Source organism: Conexibacter arvalis (genome assembly GCF_014199525.1).
Taxonomy (GTDB): Bacteria; Actinomycetota; Thermoleophilia; order Solirubrobacterales; family Solirubrobacteraceae; genus Conexibacter; species Conexibacter arvalis.
Genome location: NZ_JACHNU010000008.1, coordinates 35,895 through 53,621, shown reverse-complemented (window position 1 = coordinate 53,621; position 17,727 = coordinate 35,895). Strand labels below are relative to the sequence as shown.

The window sequence follows — 17,727 nt, the reverse complement described above, 5'->3', positions numbered from 1 at the left end:
CGACGGATGCACCTGAAGTCGCTCACGCTGAAGGGCTTCAAGTCGTTTCCGGACCGGACCAAGCTGGCGTTCGGCCCTGGCGTGAGCGTCGTCGTCGGACCCAACGGCTCCGGCAAGTCGAACGTGACCGACGCCGTCCTGTGGGCGATGGGCGAGCAGTCGCCGCTGGCGATCCGCGGCCAGTCGATGCAGGACGTGATCTTCGGCGGCGGCCACGGCCGCAAGGCCAGCCAGAGCGCCGAGGTCGAGCTGGTGCTCGATAACTCCGACGGCACGCTCGAGATGGAGTTCGCCGAGGTCTCGATCATGCGGCGGCTCGACCGCAACGGTGACGGCGAGTACCGCCTCAACGGCGCCCGCTGCCGTCTCGCCGACGTGCTGGAGGTGCTCTCCGACACCGGCCTCGGGAAGGAGTCGCACTCGGTCATCTCGCAGGGGCGGGTCGAGGCGATCGTCACCTCCAAGCCGAAGGACCGGCGCCTGCTGATCGAGGAGGCGGCCGGGCTCGGCAAGCACCGCAAGCGCCGCCGGCGGGCACAGCTGAAGCTCGCCAGGACGCAGGACAACCTCGATCGCGCACTCGACGTCGAGCGGGAGGCGCGCTCGCGCCTGCGGCCGCTGAAGCGGCAGGCCGAGGCGGCCGAGCTGCACGAGCGGCTCGAGCGCCAGATGGTCGAGGCGCGCTGGGAGCTGGGCCGCGACGCGGTCCGAGCGACGCGGCTGGAGCTGACCCTGGCCGAGGAGGCCGTCAAGACGGCCCGCGCCCGCCGCGAGGAGGCCGAGCAGGCGCTCGCCGGCGTCGCGAAGCGCCGCGAGGAGGCCGAGCAGGCACTCCAGCAGCGCAGCGAGCAGCGCGAGGAGCTGTCGGGCCGCGCCTACCGCGCCCGTGCGGCGGCCGAGCGCGTCGGCATGCGGCTGGAGGCGATTCGCGCGACCGCCGCGTCGCTGGGCGAGCGGATCGTCCGCCACGAGGCCGAGCTGACCGCGCTGCGAGAGCAGGCGGCCGCCGACGTCGCCGATCCCGAGGCCGAGAGACGGATCGCCGCGCTCCACGACGAGCTGGCCACGCTGGAGCGCGACCGCAGAGCGGCGCTGGAGCGCGAGCTGGCCGAGTTGGAGACAAGACGGGCCGCGGCGGCCGAGGAGGTCGCCCGGCTGCGCGCGGTCGTCGAGGAGCGCAAGGCCGCCCTCGTCGCGGCCGAGGAGAGAGCCGACGCCGCGCGGGCAGCACGCCGGGAGGCGGAGAAGGTCGTCGAGACGGCGCGACGCGAGGCGGCGAGGATCGGCGGCGAGCTGGCCGCGGCCAACCAGTTCCTGCGCTCGCAGGCCGGCGCACCGGGCGGCGCCCCGGCGCTCGCGGACAGACTGCAGGTCGACGAGGGCTTCGAGCTGGCGCTCGCCGCGGCGCTGGAGGGCCGCCTGCGCGCCGCGGTCGTCGCCGACCGCGCCGAGGGCGCCGCGCTGCTGGCGAGATCGGGTCGCGACGGCGGCAGCGCGCTCGTCGCCTGGCCCGACGGCGCCGGGCCGGCGGCCGACGACGCCTCCACGCCGCCGTGCGACGGAGCGACGCGCCTGCTCGACCACGTCCGCGGCCCCGACGCGACGCTCGCGCTCGCGCGGCCGCTGCTCGCCGACACGTGGGTCGTCGCGTCGCTCGACGCGGTCGGCGACGACTTCCGCGGGACCGCCGTGACGGCCGACGGCCACGTCTGGATCGGCGCTTGGCGCGTGCTGCGCCAGGTCCCGGCCGGTGGCGCCGAGCGGGTCCTCGCCGAGCGCAACCGCCGCGACGCGCTGATCGCCAAGAGCGAGGCCGCCGCCCGCGCCGAGCACGAGGCGCTGCAGGCGGTCGAGGCGGCGAGCAGCGGGATCGGCGCCGTCGACGCAGCCCGCGACGAGGCGGAGAGAGCGCAGCGCGAGGCCGTCCGCGCGCTCGACGAGGCGGTCGAGTCCGAGCACCGCGCCCGCCTCCTGATCGAGCAGCGCCGCAAGGCCGAGGATGCCGGTCCCGGTGCGGTCCGCAGAGCGCAGATCGAGGCCGAGCTGGCCGCCGAGCGGCGGCTCGCGGAGCGCGCCGAGCGCGAGCGGGCCGAGCGCGCCGGCCGCATCGAGCTGGCGCAGGCGCGGCTCGCCGCCGAGCAGGCGCTCGTCCCGCAGGCCGAGCGGCTGGTCGCGACCTTCGCCGAGCTGGAGCGCGCGATCGCCGCCCAGGTCGAGGTCTTCGACGCCGAGCTGGCCGCCCACCGCGCCGCCGGCGAGCACGTCGCAGTCGAGCTGCGCGCATGCGCCCGCGAGGAGGCCGATCTGCAGGGCCGGCTGAAGCGCGACGGCGAGGCGGTGACCGGATCGGAGGTCCGCGCCCAGCAGGCGCGCGACCGCTCGCAGGAGGCCGAGGGCGAGCTGCGCGAGCTGGCCGAGCGGCTCGGCCTCGCGCCGGAGCCGGCCGAGCAGCCGTTGCCCGACGAGGAGCGCACGGCGCTGGCCCAGCGGATCGCGAGGCTGACGAGACGGCGCGAGCAGCTCGGGCCGGTCAACCCGCTCGCGAAGGACGAGTACGAGGAGGCGCTCGCCCACGTCGAGGAGCTGGAGCGCCAGCGCAACGACCTCGAGTCGGCGCTGCGCGAGCTCAACACGCTGATCAAGGACACGGACCGCCAGATCCGCGAGACCTTCGAGGAGACCTTCGCGGCCGCGGCGAGAAACTTCGAGCAGCTGGCGCAGCAGGTCTTCCCCGGCGGGCGCGGCAGATTGCGGCTGGTGCGCGAAGACGCCGGCCCGCGCCCCGTCCTGGGCGGCCAGAGCGCCGACGCCAGCGAGGCCGAGGCGGCCGCCGACGCCGCCGAGGCCGACGCCGACGTGGAGGAGCGCGACGACGAGGACCTCCACGGCGTCGAGATCGAGATCACGCCGGCCGGCAAGTCGATGAAGCGCCTCACGCTGCTGTCGGGCGGCGAGAAGTCGATGACGGCGCTGGCCTTCCTGTTCGCCGTCTTCCTCGCGAAGCCGTGCCCGTTCTACATCCTCGACGAGGTCGAGGCGGCGCTCGACGACCTCAACATCGACCGCTTCCTGAGATTGCTGCGCTCCTACCGCGAGCACGCGCAGTTCATCGTCGTCACCCATCAGAAGCGCACGATGGAGGCCGCCGACAGCCTCTACGGCGTCTCGATGGGCGGCGACGGCATCTCGAAGGTGATCTCGCGCAGACTGCCGCCCGAGCAGGCGGCCGAGGCCGAGACGGCCGGCAGCGCGGCCTGACCCGATCGCCCGCCCTCAGGCGCGGCGAGGCGCCTGCCCGGCGGCGTTCAGGTCCTTCTCGAACCAGTGCGTCGCGAACGGGTTGCCGTTGTAGTCGGCGATCTCGCGGTAGCCGGTCGCGTGGTAGAGCGCGACCGCCTCGGGCTGGACGGCGTTGGTGTCGAGCCGCACCCGGCCGTGTCCCAGCTCGCGGGCGATCCGCTCCAGCTCGAACAGGATCGTGCGGGCTATGCCGCGCCGCCGCGCTCCCGGCACGACGTACATCCGCTTGACCTCGCCGAGGCCGGGCGCGAGCGTGCGCAGCCCGCCGCAGGCGACCGCGACGCCGCGATCCTCGGCCAGCAGGAAGGCGCCGCCGGGCGGCTCCAGCTCGTGCGGCTCGACCCAGATCCCGGGCCGCCTCCCGGCCGGCGGCTCGACCGGCGAGAACGGTCGGCCGCGCCCGACCAGCTCGGCGCCGTAGGCGCGCAGCAGCCGGACGGCCTCGGGCGTGTCGGGGCTGGTGCGCCGGAACCGGATGGGGGAGGTGTGCACGCTGGTATCGTCGCCGATCCTCATGGCACGCGACTGGCAGGACCTCTTCATCACCCGCGACGGCTCCTCGGCCGCCGTTCAGGACGAGCCGCAGCAGCAGGAGAAGCGGCGCGGCTTCTTCAAGCGCCTGCGCGAGAACATGCGCAAGACGCGCGAGGCGCTCACGAGCGAGATCAGCTCGACGCTGTTCGAGAACCTCGACGAGGAGACGTGGGAGAAGCTCGAGGAGGCGCTGATCGCCGCCGACGTCGGCGCCCGCACGACCGCGGAGATCGTCGAGCAGCTCGAGCAGGAGGCCGACCGCGGCGAGCTGACCGGCGGCGAGCAGCTGACCGCCCGTCTGACCGAGCTGCTCGCGAACGTCGCGCGGGTCGGCGACAGCCGCATCGACCTGACCGCCGGGCCGACCGTGCTGCTGATGGTCGGCGTCAACGGCACCGGCAAGACGACGTCGGTCGGCAAGATCGCCTGGCACCTGCGCAAGGAGCTCGACCAGAAGGTCGTGCTCGGCGCCGCCGACACCTTCCGCGCCGCCGCCGTCGAGCAGCTCGAGGAGTGGTCGCGCAGAGCCGGCGTCGACTTCGTGAAAGGACCGCCGGACTCCGACCCGGGCTCGGTCGCCTACGAGGCGGTCGCCCAGGGTGTCCGCGATCGCGCCGACGTCGTGATGGTCGACACCGCCGGCCGCCTCCACACGCAGGACAACCTGATGGCCGAGCTGGCGAAGGTCCGGCGGGTGATCGCCAAGCAGATCCCCGACGCGCCGCACGAGATCCTCATCACCGTCGACGCCACCACCGGCCAGAACGGCCTGCGTCAGGCGAAGCTGTTCGCCGAGGCGGTCGACGTGACCGGCATCGTGCTGACGAAGCTCGACGGGACGGCGAAGGGCGGCATCGCGCTCGCGATCGCCAGAGAGCTCGGGATCCCAGTGAAGCTGATCGGCATCGGCGAGCAGCTCGAGGACCTGCGCCCGTTCGATCCCGACGACTTCGCCAAGGCGCTGCTGAGCTGAGCTGAGCAGCGTGGGCGCCGCTCCGGGCGGGCGGCGCTGCCGCGTCGGGGCGCCCGGCGGGCGCTGTTGGCACCCGCTCGCCCCCGGGCCGCCAGTAGCCTCCGGCGACGACCAGGCCCCGGTCCTCGAGCGGGAGGAGGAAGGTCATGGCTGCTCGCCCGAATCTGGCGCAGCGTGCGGGACGGTGGAGCGCCGACCATCGGCGGATCGCCATCCTTGGTTGGCTGGCGCTCGTGCTCGTCTCCCTGTTCGTCGGCGGCGCCGTCGGCACCCAGCACCTCGCTCAGGAGGACCTCGGCAACGGCCAGTCGCGCCAGGCCGACCAGATCCTCGCCGACGCCGGCTTCGCGGACCGCGCCGCCGAGGAGATCCTGGTCCAGTCGCCGACCGGCGCGCTGACGGTCGCCGACCCGGCCTTCAGAACCGGCGTCCGCGACGTGATCGTTCGGCTCGACCGCTTCCCGTCGGTCGTCAACGTCCGCTCGCCGCTGCGGCCCGGCAACGCCCAGCTGGTCTCCAGAGACGGCAGCTCGGCGCTGGTCCAGTTCGACGTCAGAGGCGACGAGGACCTCGCCGAGGACCGCGTCGGCCCGATCCTCGACGCGGTCGCCGCGGTCGACGACGCCCATCCCTTGCTGCGGATCGAGGAGTTCGGCGACGCGAGCGCCGACAAGGCGCTGTCGCAGGCGTTCGAGGACGACTTCCGCAAGGCCGAGTTCCTGTCGCTGCCGGTCACGCTGGCGATCCTCGTCGTCGCCTTCGGCGCGCTCGTGGCGGCCGGGATCCCGCTGCTGCTCGGTCTCTCGGCGGTGGCGATCACGCTCGGCCTGGTGGCGCCGGTCAGCCAGCTGTTCCCGGTCGACGAGGCGATCAGCTCGGTGATCCTGCTGATCGGCCTGGCGGTCGGGGTCGACTACTCGCTCTTCTACATCCGCCGCGAGCGAGACGAGCGGAGAGCCGGTCGCGGGAAGGAGGCGGCGCTCGATCTCGCTGCGGCGACCTCCGGTCGCGCCGTGCTCGTCTCCGGCTGCACCGTGATGGTCGCGATGGCCGGCATGTACATCACCGGCAACGCGACCTTCCAGGGCTTCGCGACCGGGACGATCCTGGTCGTCGCCGTCGCGATGGTCGGATCGGTGACGGTGCTGCCGGCGCTGCTGTCGCTGCTCGGCGACCGCATCGACAAGGGGCGCGTCCCGTTCGTGGCGAGACTGCGCCGGCAGGGGACCGAGGCGGGCTTCTGGGCCGCGATCGTCGGCCGCGTCCTGCGCCGCCCCGCGCTGTCGCTCGTGCTCGCCGCCGGCCTCCTGCTGCTGCTCGCGGTGCCGACGCTGAGCCTCCACACGGTCAACTCGGGCGTGCAGGGGCTGCCGCGCGACCTGTCGGTGATGCAGACCTACGACCGCATCCAGGCGGCCTTCCCGGGCGAGCCGATCGCGGCGACGGTCGCGTTGAAGACGACCGACGTGACGGCGCCCGTGGTCAGAGCGCGGATCGCCGAGCTGAGCGAGCGCGCGGTCGCGACGGGGCTGATGCGCGAGCCGATCGTCGTCACCCCGAGCTCGGACGGAACGGTCGCCGCGATCGACATCCCGCTGGTCGGCAACGGCACCGACGACGCCTCCGACCGCGCGCTGCTGCAGCTGCGCGACTCGCTGATCCCCGCGACGCTCGGCCAGCTGCCGGGCGCGGAGGCGCCGGTCACCGGCATGACGGCGATGTCCTACGACTTCAACCAGCTGATGAAGGAGCGGGCGCCGTGGGTGTTCGTGTTCGTGCTCTCGCTCGCGTTCCTGCTGCTGATGGTCACGTTCCGCTCGATCGTCATCCCGGCGAAGGCGATCGTGCTCAACCTGCTGTCGGTCGGGGCCGCGTACGGCGTGCTCGTGTGGATCTTCCAGAACGGGCACCTCGAGTCGCTGTTCGGCTTCACCTCGATCGGCGGGATCACCTCGTGGCTGCCACTGTTTCTGTTCGTCGTCCTGTTCGGGCTGTCGATGGACTACCACGTCTTCATCCTCAGCCGCGTGCGCGAAGGCTACGACCACGGGATGAGCACGGAGGAGGCGGTCTCGCACGGCATCCGCGCGACGGCGGGCGTCGTCACCTGCGCGGCGGCGGTGATGGTCGGCGTCTTCGCGATCTTCGCGACGCTCAGCTCGATCGACTTCAAGATGATGGGCGTCGGGCTGTCGCTGGCGGTGCTGATCGACGCGACGATCGTGCGCGCGGTGCTGCTGCCCGCGAGCATGAAGCTGCTCGGCGACTGGAACTGGTACCTGCCGAGCTGGCTGGAGTGGCTGCCGCGCGTCTCGCCGGAGACCGCGCGCGCCGAGCGGGCGCCGGCGCTGGCCGCCGCGGCGGCCGGAGCTGCGCTCGACGGCCCGCCGGGCAGACGGCTGTCGTTCGACCTCTCGCGCGGCGACGGGCGCGTGTCGCTGGCGGTCGCGGGCGAGCTCGACCTCGCGACGGCCCCCGAGTTCCGCGAGCGGATCGCCGGCGCGGAGCGGGACGCGAGCACGCTGGTGATCGACCTGCGGCGGGCGACGTTCCTCGACTCGAGCGCGATCGGCGAGCTGGTCGGCGCGCACCAGCGGGCGCGCCGCGCCCGTCGACGGGTCGTGGTGGTGCGCGACGACGGGACGCAGGTCGACCGCGTGCTGCACCTGACCGCGGTCGACCGGCTGGTCGAGACGGCCTCCGTGCCGCCGCCTGCGCATGGCGAGGGCGCGGCGACCGCGCCGTAGCCGAGGCCGGCGAGCCCGGCGGCGCGCCGGAGCGAGCCGACCCCGCCCGCTTCGCAGTCGCCCGCGCTCGCGGTAAGCTCGCGGCCTGATGGACGCCTGGGTCATCTGGATCATCGTCGCCTGCCTGTTCGGCGTCGGAGAGATCGCCAGCACGAGCTTCTTCCTCGGCCCGTTCGCGCTCGGCGCGGTCGTCGCGGCGATCGTCGCCGCGCTCGGCGGCGGAGCGGTCGCGGCGGCCGCCGTCTTCATCCTCGTGTCGGTCCTGCTGCTGCTGTTCGTGCGCCCGATCGCGCGGGCGCACCTCAGAACGCCGGCGCAGATCCGGACCGGGGCCGCCGCGCTCGTCGGGCGCCGCGCGATGGTGATCGAGCGGATCTCCAACGACGAGGCGGTCGGCTGCGTGCGCATCGACGGCGAGGTCTGGACGGCGCGCGCCTACGACGACGACGACGTCATAGAGGCCGGGACCCCGGTGCAGGTGATCGAGATCAGGGGCGCGACGGCGCTCGTGTCAGAGTGAGCGCGTCGGGGAACCCGGACGCTCGAACCCAAACGAGCTAGGAGACCTCTACATGGCCGGCCTCATCGTCCTCGGCGTCATCGCGCTGTTCGTGCTGTTCGTAGCGGCGCGGACGATCCGCATCATCCCCCAGGCGCGCGCGGGCGTCGTCGAGCGGCTCGGCCGCTACAGCCGCACGCTCAACCCCGGCCTGACGATCATCGTGCCGTTCATCGACAAGGTGAAGCCGCTGGTCGACCTGCGCGAGCAGGTGATCTCCTTCGCGCCCCAGCCGGTCATCACCGAGGACAACCTCGTCGTCCAGATCGACACGGTCCTCTACTTCACCGTCACCGACCCGAAGGCGGTCACCTACGAGGTCGCCAACCCGCTGCAGGCGATCGAGCAGCTGACGGTGACGACGCTGCGCAACGTGATCGGCGGCCTGACGCTGGAGGACGCGCTCACCAGCCGCGACAACATCAACTCGCAGCTGCGCGTCGTGCTCGACGAGGCGACCGGCAAGTGGGGGATCCGCGTCAACCGCGTCGAGCTGAAGTCGATCGACCCGCCGGGCACGATCCAGGAGGCGATGGAGAAGCAGATGCGCGCCGAGCGCGACCGTCGCGCCGCGATCCTCAACGCCGAGGGCATCAAGCAGTCGCAGATCCTCACCGCCCAGGGCGAGCAGCAGGCGGCGGTCCTGAGAGCGCAGGGCGAGCGCGAGGCCGCGATCCTCAGAGCGGAGGGCGAGGCGAGAGCGATCGAGACGGTCTTCGGCGCGATCCACGAGGGCCGCCCCGACCACGGGCTGCTCAGCTACCAGTACCTGCAGATGCTGCCGCGGCTGGCCGAGGGGCAGGCGAGCAAGGTGTTCGTGATCCCGTCGGAGTTCACGCAGGCGCTCGGCGGGATCGGCAACGCGATCGGCGGCGCGATCGGCGGGGCGCAGCAGCCCGCCCCCGGCGCGCACGGCGGCGAGCCCGAGCAGGAGGAGCCGGCCGAGCCGCGCGCCCTGCCGGAGCCGCCGAGAGGCACCGAGCCGCCGGCCGCCTGAGCCCCGCGGCGGCTCCGCTCCCGTCCTCGTCGCCCGCGCCGGCGCTCCCGCCCGGCCGGATCGCCCGTCCAGGTAGGCTCTGAGGTCCATGTTCGACTCACTCGCCGAGAAGCTCCAGGCCACGCTCGCCGACGTCCGCGGGCGCGGCACCCTGACCGAGGACGACGTCAACGCCGCGATGCGCGAGATCCGCCTCGCGCTGCTCGAGGCCGACGTCAACTTCAAGGTCGTGAAGAGATTCACGAACGCGGTCAAGGAGCGGGCGCTCGGCAGCGACGTGATCGGACAGCTCAACCCCGGCCAGCAGGTCGTCAAGATCGTCAACGACGAGCTGTCGGCGCTGATGGGCGGCGAGTCCGAGGAGCTGAAGTTCTCCTCCAGCCCGCCGACCGTGATCCTGATGGCCGGCCTGCAGGGCTCCGGCAAGACGACGGCGACCGCCAAGCTGGCGCGCTACCTGCGCGAGCAGCACAGATCGTCGGTCGCCGTCGCCGCCTGCGACGTCTACCGCCCGGCCGCCGTCGACCAGCTCGTGACCGTCGGCGGGCAGGCCGGCGCCGACGTCTACGAGAGAGGGACCGACGCCGACCCGGTCGCGATCGCCAAGTGGGCGCTCGACCGCGCCAGCCGCGAGGGCAAGGACGTCCTCATCATCGACACCGCCGGCCGCCTCCACGTCGACGAGAACCTGATGACGGAGCTCGCCGAGATCAAGCGCGCGACGAGCCCGACCGACATCCTGCTCGTCGTCGACGCGATGACCGGTCAGGACGCCGTCAACGTCGCCGAGCAGTTCGCCGAGGTCGTCCAGTTCGACGGCGTCGTGATGAGCAAGCTCGACGGCGACGCCCGCGGCGGCGCGGCGCTGTCGGTCAAGTCGGTCACCGGCAAGCCGATCCTGTTCGCCTCCACCGGCGAGAAGCTCGACCAGTTCGAGCGCTTCCACCCGGACCGGATGGCGCAGCGGATCCTTGGCATGGGCGACGTGCTGACGCTGATCGAGAAGGCCGAGTCGCAGTTCGACGAGCAGCAGGCGAAGGAGCTCGAGCGCAAGATCCGCAGATCGGAGTTCGGGCTCGACGACTTCCTCGAGCAGCTCAGGCAGATCCGCAGACTCGGCCCGCTGCAGTCGCTGCTGGGGATGATCCCCGGCCTCGGCGGCCACCAGCTGCGCAACCTCAGAGTCGACGAGCGCGAGTTCGACCGGATCCAGGCGATCATCACCTCGATGACGCCGGAGGAGCGCCGCAACCCGGAGATCATCAAGGGCTCGCGCCGCATCCGGATCGCCAGAGGGTCGGGCACGAACGTCCAGGCGGTGAAGGCGCTGATCAGACAGTTCGGCCAGATGCAGAGACTGATGAAGTCGATGCAGTCGGGCAAGATGCCGGACATCGGCGCGCTGATGCGGCAGGGCCGTTGAGCGCCCGCGCGCCGCGCGCATCCGCTACCCTCCTTCGTCGGTCTCACCTCAAATCTCTCGAAAGGGAACTGTGGCAGTTCGCATCCGGCTGACCCGCGTGGGCGCCAAGAAGAATCCGATCTGGCGTGTCGTCGCCACAGATCAGCGCTCCAAGCGCGACGGCCGTGTGCTCGAGACGCTGGGCCACTACAACGCGCAGACCGAGCCGTCGACGATCGTGCTCGACGAGGAGAAGGTCCGCGCCTGGCTCTCGAAGGGCGCCCAGCCGAGCACGACCGTCAAGAAGCTCCTCAAGACGCAGGGCATCTCCGCCTGACCGTCGCCGGTCGGCGGCGCGTGCATCCGATGAGAGAGCTGCTCGAATACCTCGCCCGTCAGCTCGTCGACCACCCCGACGAGGTCGAGGTGGAGGAGTTCGAGGAGGACGACGGCACGCTCGTGCTCGAGCTTGCCGTCGCCGAGGACGACTACGGCAAGGTGATCGGGCGCGGCGGTCGCACCGCCAACGCGCTGCGCCTCGTCGTGAAGGCCGCGGCGGTCAAGGACAACCGCCGCGTCCTGGTGGACATCGTCGACTGAGCGATGAGCCCCGATCCGGCTCGCCGCTCGCCGGACGCTGAGAACAGCGACGGGGAGCGGTGGCTCCACGCCGGCCGCATCGGCCGGCCCCATGGCCTCGACGGCTCCGTGCACGTGACGCAGCCGCGCGTCGCGCTGCTCGAGCAGGGCCGCGTGCTGCGGGTCGACGGCCGCGACGACGAGATCGTCCGCCGCGCCGGCACCGACTCCCGCCCGATCATCCGCCTCGCCTCCTGCACGAGCCGCACCCAGGCGGAGTCGCTGCGGGGGAGAGAGCTGCTCGTCGCTCGCGCCGACGCCCCGGAGCTGGAGGAGGACGAGTGGTGGCCCGAGGAGCTCGAGGGCTGCCGCGTCCGCGACGGCGAGCGCGAGGTCGGCGTCGTCCGCTCGCTGCGCCCGCTGCCCTCCTGCGATGTGCTCGAGGTCGCCCGCGAGGGCGCCGAGGACCTGCTCGTGCCGCTGATCCGCGACGCCGTCCGGTCGGTCGACGTCGAAGCGCGCGAGATCGACGTCGACCTCGTCTTCCTCGGCGAGGAGCCGGCGGCGCCGTCCGCCGACGACCCCACGGCTCCGCCGGCCGCCGACCCCGCCGCCCCGTCCGCCGACGACCCCGCGGCTCCGCCGGCCGCCGACCCCGCCGCCCCGTCCGCCGACGACCCCGGCCCCTGATGCAGCTCGACGTCTTCACGCTCTTCCCGCAGTGGTTCGACTGGTTCCGGACCCAGCGCCACGTCGAGAACGCGAAGCGGCTCGGCCACACGCTCGACTGCGTCAACTACCGCGACACGACGCCGCTGAGCGGCGGTCAGGTCGACGACACGCCGTTCGGCGGCGGCGCCGGCATGGTGCTGCGCGTCGACGTCGTCGAGGCGGCGCTGCGCGCGCGCTACGGCTGCGACCCCGTCGAGCTGCGCGAGCGCCGGCGCGTGATCGTCCTGACCCCGGGCGGCCGCCAGCTCGACGACCCGCTCGTCGACGAGCTTGCCGCCGAGCCCGAGGTCACGCTGCTGTGCGGCCGCTACGAGGGCTTCGACGAGCGGATCGTCGAGCACTTCGCCTCCGACGCGATCTCGATCGGCCGCTACGTCCTCGCTGGAGGCGAGCTCGCGGCGATGGTGGTCGCCGACGCGGTGCTGCGCAAGCTGCCCGGCGCGCTCGGCCACGTCGACTCGGCGCACGAGGAGTCGTTCAGCGCGGCGTTGGAGGGCGCGCCGGAGTACCCGCACTACACGCGCCCGGCCGAGTACCGCGGCTGGCGCATCCCGGACGTGCTGCTGTCGGGCCACCACAGACGGATCCACGACTGGCGCCTGGAGCAGAGCCGCGAGCGCGCCCGCGCCGCGGCGTCGCGCGACGCCGCGCAGCGCCCCGCGGCCGGCGACCGACCGGAGGATTGAGGGTCTCGCCTCACGCAGGCAGGCAGTCCGCTACCATTCCCGAGCCGCGTGGCCCCGATGGCCCCGCGCTTTTCTCTTGCCATGAGCACTGTTATCGAAAAACTTGAGCGCGAGCAGCTCCGCCGAGCGCCGCAGTTCGACGCGGGCGACCGTGTGCGCGTCCACTTCCAGGTCATCGAGGGCACCCGGCGTCGTACGCAGGTCTTCGAGGGCATAGTCATCAAGCGCCAGGGCCATGGCGTCCGCGAGACGTTCACCGTCCGCAAGCAGTCGTTCGGCGTCGGCGTCGAGCGCACGTTCCCCGTGCACTCGCCCAAGATCGAGAAGATCGAGGTCGCCGCCCGCGGTGACGTCCGTCGCGCGAAGCTCTACTACCTCCGCGGCCGCATCGGCAAGCGGGCTCGCGTCCGCGAGCGCCGCTCGATCGGGCCCGAGGAGGCGATCGAGCGCGAGCTGCTGCACACCGGCCTCGAAGAGGAGGCCGCGCCGGACCAGGCGGAGGCCGCCGTGCAGGACGGCGCGCCCGCCGATGAGCCGGTCGCTGAGGCTCCGGCCGAGGAGACCGCCGACGCGGCGGCCGCTCCCGAGGCCGAGGCGTCGTCCGAGCCTGCGGGCGACGCGGCTGCCGGCTCTGAAGAGCCGAAGGCCGACGACGCCAAGTAGCGCAGACATCGAGCCGCAAGGGTGAGGGTCAAGCCGAAGTCCGCCTCCGGCTCTCTGCTGGAGCTGGTCTTCATCGTGGCCATCGCCCTTGGTCTCGCGCTCGGGATCCAGGCGTTCATCGTCAAGCCGTACAAGATCCCGAGCGGCTCGATGGAGCCGACGCTCGTAATCGGCGAGCGCGTGCTCGTCAACCGGATCGGCAACAACTTCTCCGACCCGAAGGTGGGGGACATACTCGTCTTCCACCCGCCGGCCGGTGCAGACAGCGACGCGAACAAATGCGGCGTCCCCGGCCAGGGGCCGTTCTACGACGGGCCGAGGAGCCGCATCCCCTGCACCCGCCCGACGCAGCAGCGCTCCGACCAGAACTTCATCAAGCGGGTGGTCGGCGGCCCCGGCGACCGGATCGAGATACGCGACGGCCATGTCATCCGCAACGGCGAGCTGCAGAGTGAGCCGTTCATCAACGCCTGCGGCGAGGGGTCGGAGTGCAATCTCGGCGAGATCACGGTGCCGAGAGACCACTACTTCATGATGGGCGACAACCGCGGCGCCTCCGACGACAGCCGCTTCTGGGGGCCGATCGATCGCGACTGGGTGATCGGCGGAGCCTTCGCCAGCTACTGGCCGCCGAAGCGCATCGGCACCTTGTGAGACGAGGCGTCCGGCCGTGCCGTGCGCGATGATGAGGCGGTCACGCGAACGCGCGACGCGACCATGAGCGCAACGGCCGGTTCGACGAGAAGAAGACGCAAGCGCCCTCCGGGCCGGAGGCTGTTCGCGTTCGACCGCGCGCTTGGCGCCCGCTTCGTCGCCGGCGCCGACGAGGCGGGGCGCGGCTGTCTCGCGGGACCGCTCGTCGCGGCCGCGGTGCTGTTCGACTACGAACGGCTGAGCCGCGCCGACCTCCGCGCGCTCAGCGCCCTCAACGACTCCAAGCAGCAGACCGCCAGGGGCCGCGAGGAGCTGTATCCGGTGATCTTCCGCGTCGCGACCCGCGTCGCGGTCGTCTCGCGCTGCGCGCCCGGCATCGATCGCCGCGGGCTTCACGTCACCAACCTCGCCGCGCTGCGAGACGCGCTCGCCCGCGTCGCCCGGGAGGACTGCATCTGCCTGAGCGACGGCTTCCCCGTCAGGGATCTCGGCTGCGCGCAGCAGGCGGTCATCGGCGGCGACGGCCGCAGCGCCGCGATCGCGGCGGCTTCGGTGGTCGCGAAGGTCACGCGCGACCGCTACATGATGCGCGCCGACGCACTCCATCCCGGCTGGGACTTCGCTTCGCATGTCGGTTACGCGACGAGGGAGCATCGCGAGGCGATCGAACGGCTGGGAGTGACGCCGTTGCATCGGATGTCGTTCCAGTCGGCGGCCTACCAGCAGCTGACGCTCTGACTCAGAAGGCACCCTCGAGGTGCTCCAGCTCGACCAGCCGGCCGGTCGGGTCGAAGGTCACGCCGATCGCGTCGAACCGCAGCTCGGGCGCGAAGCCCCGGTTCGGCTGGTCCGCGAGCCATGCGAGCGCCATCTTGCGGATGCGCCGCTGCTGGCTCTCCCGCAGACCCTCCAGCGGTTGCGACGAGCCGACGCGACGGGTCTTGACCTCGCAGAAGACGAGCCGCCGCTCGTCGCCCGCGACGATGTCCAGCTCGCCCCAGCGGGTCCGGTAGTTGCGAGCGAGCAGTGCGAGGCCACGGCGTTCGAGATGCGCGGCGGCGAGCTGCTCGCCGAGCCGTCCAAGTTGGTGGCGCGGGTCATCAGACATGGCCGGGACGCTAGCCGCGGCGACCGCGGCGGCGCACCCCGAGATTGCGCAGATATGCAGGGATTTCTGCGCCGAGAGACGACGCCTGAGAATCGTTGCGAACCGCGCGCCACACGCAACTCGGAGGCCCGTACCGTGATCGCTCATGCTCAGTCGAGTCGCCACCTTCGCCATCGACGGCATCGACCCGTGGCCCGTGTGGGTCGAGGTCGACATCCGCCCGGGCCTCCCGGCGTTCCACGTCGTCGGCATGGCCGGCAAGGCGGTGCGCGAGGCACGGGAGCGGGTTCGCGCGGCGATCCTCAACTCGGGCTTCGAGTTCCCCGCGCGACGCATCACCGCCAATCTCGCGCCGGCGAGCCTCCCGAAGCTCGGTCCCGGCTTCGACGCCGCGCTCGCGATCGGCCTGCTCGCCGCCAGCGGACAGTGCAGAGCCGAGGCGCTCGAGCGCTGGGCGATCTTCGGCGAGCTCTCGCTCGGCGGCGAGCTGCGGCCGTGCCGCGGGCTGCTCGCGGCAGCCGAGGGCGCGCGGCGTCACGGCCTCACCGGCCTGATCGTCGCGAGCGAGCGTGCGGGCGAGGCGGCGCTCGTCGACGACATCACCGTCGCGGCGGTCGACAGCCTGCGCGGCGCCGCCCGCCTGCTCGACGGGGAGGACCCGCCGCGGCCGCCCGTCCCGGACGCCGGTCCCGAGGTCGCCGCGGAGACGCTCCCCGATCTCGCCGACGTCCGCGGGCACGCCTTCCCGCTGCGCGCACTCGAGGTCGCGGCCGCCGGCGGGCACAACCTGCTGATGGAGGGGCCGCCCGGCTCGGGCAAGACGATGCTCGCGCGGCGGCTGCCGGCGCTGCTCCCGCCGCTCTCCCGCGACGAGGCGTTCGAAGTGACGCGGATCCACAGCGTCGCGGGCATCCATCGCCGCGGCGGTCTCGTCGCGTCGCGACCGTTCCGGGCGCCCCACCACACGATCTCCGCCTCCGGGCTGGTCGGCGGCGGTCAGGTGCCGATGCCGGGCGAGGCGAGCCTCGCGCACAACGGCGTGCTGTTCCTCGACGAGCTGTCGGAGTTCTCGCGTCCGAGCCTCGAAGCGCTCCGGCAGCCGATCGAGGATGGAAGGGTCGCCGTCGTCCGTGGCCAGCGCGCCCTCCTGTTCCCGACGCGCTTCACGCTCGTCGCGGCGACGAATCCCTGCCCGTGCGGCTTCGCCGGCAGCGACCGGCACTGCTCCTGCGGCGAGAGCGAGCTGGCGCGCCATCGCCGCCGCCTCAGCGGTCCGCTGCTCGATCGGCTCGACGTCCGCACGACGGTGTCGCGGCCGAGCGCGGCGGAGCTGCGCGCCCCCGCGCGCACCTCGACGGCGGAGATGCGGGAGCGCGTGCTGGCGGCACGGGAGCGCCAGCAGCACCGCCTGGCGGGGACCGATGCGCGGTGCAACGGCCAGCTGGACGCGCGGCTGGTGCGCTCCCATGTGTTGCCGACCGATGAGGCCCGCCGGGCGCTCGGCGACGCATACGACGCGAAATCGTTCAGCGCACGCGGACACGACCGGGTCCTGCGCGTCGCGCGGACGATCGCCGACCTCGACGATCGCGACCGCGTCGAGGTGGCCGACGTGATGGCGGCGATCTCGTTCAGGACCCAGGACGAGCTGGAAGGGGAGATCGCGGCGTGAACGTGCTGGACGAGAGCGAAGCGGGACCGGGCGCCTGCCGCGGCTGCCTGCGTCGGGCCTGGTTGATCGCCCGGCTGGGGGGCCACATCGAGCGGGCGTGGCTGGCGCGCCGTCCGCTGCCGGCCGTGCTGGCGCTGCCCGACGACGAGCTGGTCGCGGCGCTGGCGGGGACGCAGCGGGAGCGGGTCGAGAACGAGTACGAGCGCTTCGACGCCGATGCCGCGCTTCGCTTCTGCCGGGCGACCTCCGTCATCCCGGTCTGCTCGTGCGACGGCCGCTATCCGCAGCGGCTGCGCGAGCTCCCGGACGCTCCGGCGGTCCTGCACGTCTACGGCGACGTGGCCCGCTTCGAGCGGATGGTCGCCGGGGAATGCGTCGCGGTCGTCGGGGCGCGGCGCGCCACCCCGTACGGCCTGGCGCAGGCGCGCCGGCTGGCGCGCGGCATCGCGACAGCGGGCATCTCGGTCGTCAGCGGGATGGCGCTCGGCGTCGACTCCGCGGCGCACGCCGGAGCGCTCGATGCGGGCGGTCCGACGCTGGCGGTGCTCGCCGGCGGCCCGGAACGGCCGTATCCGCCGAGCAAGCGACAGCTGCACGCCGACCTCGCGGCACGCGGCGCCGTCGTCTCGGAGCTGCCGCCGGGAGCACGCGCCCACCGCTGGGGCTTCCCGGCCCGCAACCGCGTCATCGCCGCGCTCGGGAGGCTGACCGTCGTCGTCGAGGCGGGTGAGCGGTCGGGTTCGCTGATCACGGCCGCGCTCGCGCTCGACCTCGGTCGCGAGGTGGCGGCCGTGCCCGGGCTGGTGACGTCGCCGCTTGCGGCCGGCACGAACGCGCTGATCGCCGACGGCGCACGGCTGGTGCGCGGACCGGAGGACGTGCTGGAGGCGCTGCTGGGAGCGGAGGCGGCGGAGGCGGCGCGGCGGGAGAGCGGGCACGAGGACCTGCCGGCGGACCTGTGGGAGCTGCTGCAGCGGGTCGGAGCCGGGCAGGACACGGTCGGGGCGCTGGTGGCGGGCGGCAGCGGGCTCGACGCCGTCCTCGCGGGGCTCTCCCAGTTGGAGCTGCGCGGGCGGATCCGCCGGACCGCGGGAGGGCGCTATGCACGTCTGTCGTAAGCT

Annotated in this window: 16 protein-coding genes and 1 pseudogene; 15 read left to right on the top strand and 2 right to left on the bottom strand. The window is 72.9% G+C overall.

Annotation, left to right across the window (positions count from 1 at the left end):
* Window positions 1-6: 6 nt before the first annotated feature.
* Window positions 7-3,258, top strand: coding sequence for a chromosome segregation SMC family protein (locus BDZ31_RS21065; RefSeq protein ID WP_183344834.1), 3,252 nt, complete (start codon window positions 7-9; stop codon window positions 3,256-3,258).
* Window positions 3,259-3,273: 15 nt separating this feature from the next.
* Here the strand turns inward: BDZ31_RS21065 and BDZ31_RS21060 are convergent, their stop codons facing one another.
* Complete coding sequence (locus tag BDZ31_RS21060) at window positions 3,274-3,792, bottom strand: GNAT family N-acetyltransferase (protein WP_183344833.1); 519 nt, start codon at window positions 3,790-3,792, stop codon at window positions 3,274-3,276.
* Window positions 3,793-3,814: 22 nt separating this feature from the next.
* On the opposite strand from BDZ31_RS21060, the gene ftsY reads away from it, so the two are divergent.
* The 12 genes and pseudogenes from ftsY to BDZ31_RS21000 all read left to right on the top strand — a co-directional run bounded on the left by ftsY (window position 3,815) and on the right by BDZ31_RS21000 (window position 14,564).
* Window positions 3,815-4,807, top strand: coding sequence for a signal recognition particle-docking protein FtsY (gene ftsY, locus BDZ31_RS21055; protein ID WP_183344832.1), 993 nt, complete (start codon window positions 3,815-3,817; stop codon window positions 4,805-4,807).
* Between the two features lie 146 nt (window positions 4,808-4,953).
* Entirely contained in the window at window positions 4,954-7,554 is a 2,601-nt protein-coding gene (locus tag BDZ31_RS21050; protein ID WP_183344831.1) for an MMPL family transporter, read from the top strand.
* 88 nt (window positions 7,555-7,642) lie between these two features.
* Window positions 7,643-8,074, top strand: a complete 432-nt coding sequence (locus tag BDZ31_RS21045; RefSeq protein WP_183344830.1) for an NfeD family protein — start codon at window positions 7,643-7,645, stop codon at window positions 8,072-8,074.
* Between the two features lie 52 nt (window positions 8,075-8,126).
* Window positions 8,127-9,110, top strand: coding sequence for an SPFH domain-containing protein (locus BDZ31_RS21040; RefSeq protein WP_183344829.1), 984 nt, complete (start codon window positions 8,127-8,129; stop codon window positions 9,108-9,110).
* Window positions 9,111-9,198: 88 nt separating this feature from the next.
* Complete coding sequence (gene ffh / locus BDZ31_RS21035) at window positions 9,199-10,533, top strand: signal recognition particle protein (protein WP_183344827.1); 1,335 nt, start codon at window positions 9,199-9,201, stop codon at window positions 10,531-10,533.
* A gap of 70 nt (window positions 10,534-10,603) precedes the next feature.
* Window positions 10,604-10,849, top strand: a complete 246-nt coding sequence (gene rpsP / locus BDZ31_RS21030) for a 30S ribosomal protein S16 (RefSeq protein WP_183344825.1) — start codon at window positions 10,604-10,606, stop codon at window positions 10,847-10,849.
* A 29-nt stretch (window positions 10,850-10,878) separates the two neighbouring features.
* On the top strand, window positions 10,879-11,112 hold the full coding sequence (locus tag BDZ31_RS21025) for a KH domain-containing protein (RefSeq protein ID WP_183344823.1): 234 nt from the start codon (window positions 10,879-10,881) through the stop codon (window positions 11,110-11,112).
* 3 nt (window positions 11,113-11,115) lie between these two features.
* The gene (gene rimM / locus BDZ31_RS21020) at window positions 11,116-11,781 is read left to right on the top strand and encodes a ribosome maturation factor RimM (RefSeq protein WP_183344821.1); all 666 of its coding nucleotides are present in this window, start codon (window positions 11,116-11,118) and stop codon (window positions 11,779-11,781) included.
* Window positions 11,781-12,509, top strand: coding sequence for a tRNA (guanosine(37)-N1)-methyltransferase TrmD (trmD, locus tag BDZ31_RS21015; RefSeq protein WP_246345692.1), 729 nt, complete (start codon window positions 11,781-11,783; stop codon window positions 12,507-12,509). The genes rimM and trmD overlap by 1 nt, the downstream gene beginning before the upstream one ends.
* Before the next feature lie 81 nt (window positions 12,510-12,590).
* Window positions 12,591-12,932 (top strand): annotated as a pseudogene (gene rplS / locus BDZ31_RS25180) (50S ribosomal protein L19); the annotation flags it as partial.
* Window positions 12,933-13,193: 261 nt separating this feature from the next.
* Window positions 13,194-13,826, top strand: a complete 633-nt coding sequence (gene lepB, locus BDZ31_RS21005) for a signal peptidase I (RefSeq protein WP_183344819.1) — start codon at window positions 13,194-13,196, stop codon at window positions 13,824-13,826.
* Between the two features lie 63 nt (window positions 13,827-13,889).
* Window positions 13,890-14,564, top strand: coding sequence for a ribonuclease HII (locus tag BDZ31_RS21000; protein ID WP_183344817.1), 675 nt, complete (start codon window positions 13,890-13,892; stop codon window positions 14,562-14,564).
* A gap of 1 nt (window position 14,565) precedes the next feature.
* Here BDZ31_RS21000 and BDZ31_RS20995 read toward each other — a convergent pair whose 3' ends face one another.
* On the bottom strand, window positions 14,566-14,934 hold the full coding sequence (locus BDZ31_RS20995) for a YraN family protein (protein ID WP_183344815.1): 369 nt from the start codon (window positions 14,932-14,934) through the stop codon (window positions 14,566-14,568).
* A 145-nt stretch (window positions 14,935-15,079) separates the two neighbouring features.
* Here BDZ31_RS20995 and BDZ31_RS20990 point away from each other — a divergent pair, with 145 nt between their 5' ends.
* Window positions 15,080-16,606, top strand: a complete 1,527-nt coding sequence (locus BDZ31_RS20990; RefSeq protein WP_183344813.1) for a YifB family Mg chelatase-like AAA ATPase — start codon at window positions 15,080-15,082, stop codon at window positions 16,604-16,606.
* Window positions 16,603-17,724, top strand: coding sequence for a DNA-processing protein DprA (dprA, locus tag BDZ31_RS20985; RefSeq protein ID WP_183344811.1), 1,122 nt, complete (start codon window positions 16,603-16,605; stop codon window positions 17,722-17,724). Before BDZ31_RS20990 ends, dprA begins: the two co-directional genes overlap by 4 nt.
* Window positions 17,725-17,727 lie beyond the last annotated feature (3 nt).

Bases quoted from the DNA above. Each gene is read 5' to 3' on its own strand.
- BDZ31_RS21000 (WP_183344817.1), top strand. From the start codon at position 13,890: ATGAGCGCAACGGCCGGTTCGACGAGAAGAAGACGCAAGCGCCCTCCG.
- BDZ31_RS21025 (WP_183344823.1), top strand. From the start codon at position 10,879: ATGAGAGAGCTGCTCGAATACCTCGCCCGTCAGCTCGTCGACCACCCC.
- BDZ31_RS21050 (WP_183344831.1), top strand. From the start codon at position 4,954: ATGGCTGCTCGCCCGAATCTGGCGCAGCGTGCGGGACGGTGGAGCGCC.
- BDZ31_RS20990 (WP_183344813.1), top strand. From the start codon at position 15,080: ATGCTCAGTCGAGTCGCCACCTTCGCCATCGACGGCATCGACCCGTGG.
- ffh (WP_183344827.1), top strand. From the start codon at position 9,199: ATGTTCGACTCACTCGCCGAGAAGCTCCAGGCCACGCTCGCCGACGTC.
- BDZ31_RS21040 (WP_183344829.1), top strand. From the start codon at position 8,127: ATGGCCGGCCTCATCGTCCTCGGCGTCATCGCGCTGTTCGTGCTGTTC.
- BDZ31_RS21065 (WP_183344834.1), top strand. From the start codon at position 7: ATGCACCTGAAGTCGCTCACGCTGAAGGGCTTCAAGTCGTTTCCGGAC.
- BDZ31_RS20995 (WP_183344815.1), bottom strand. From the start codon at position 14,934: ATGTCTGATGACCCGCGCCACCAACTTGGACGGCTCGGCGAGCAGCTC.
- BDZ31_RS21045 (WP_183344830.1), top strand. From the start codon at position 7,643: ATGGACGCCTGGGTCATCTGGATCATCGTCGCCTGCCTGTTCGGCGTC.
- rimM (WP_183344821.1), top strand. From the start codon at position 11,116: ATGAGCCCCGATCCGGCTCGCCGCTCGCCGGACGCTGAGAACAGCGAC.
- trmD (WP_246345692.1), top strand. From the start codon at position 11,781: ATGCAGCTCGACGTCTTCACGCTCTTCCCGCAGTGGTTCGACTGGTTC.
- ftsY (WP_183344832.1), top strand. From the start codon at position 3,815: ATGGCACGCGACTGGCAGGACCTCTTCATCACCCGCGACGGCTCCTCG.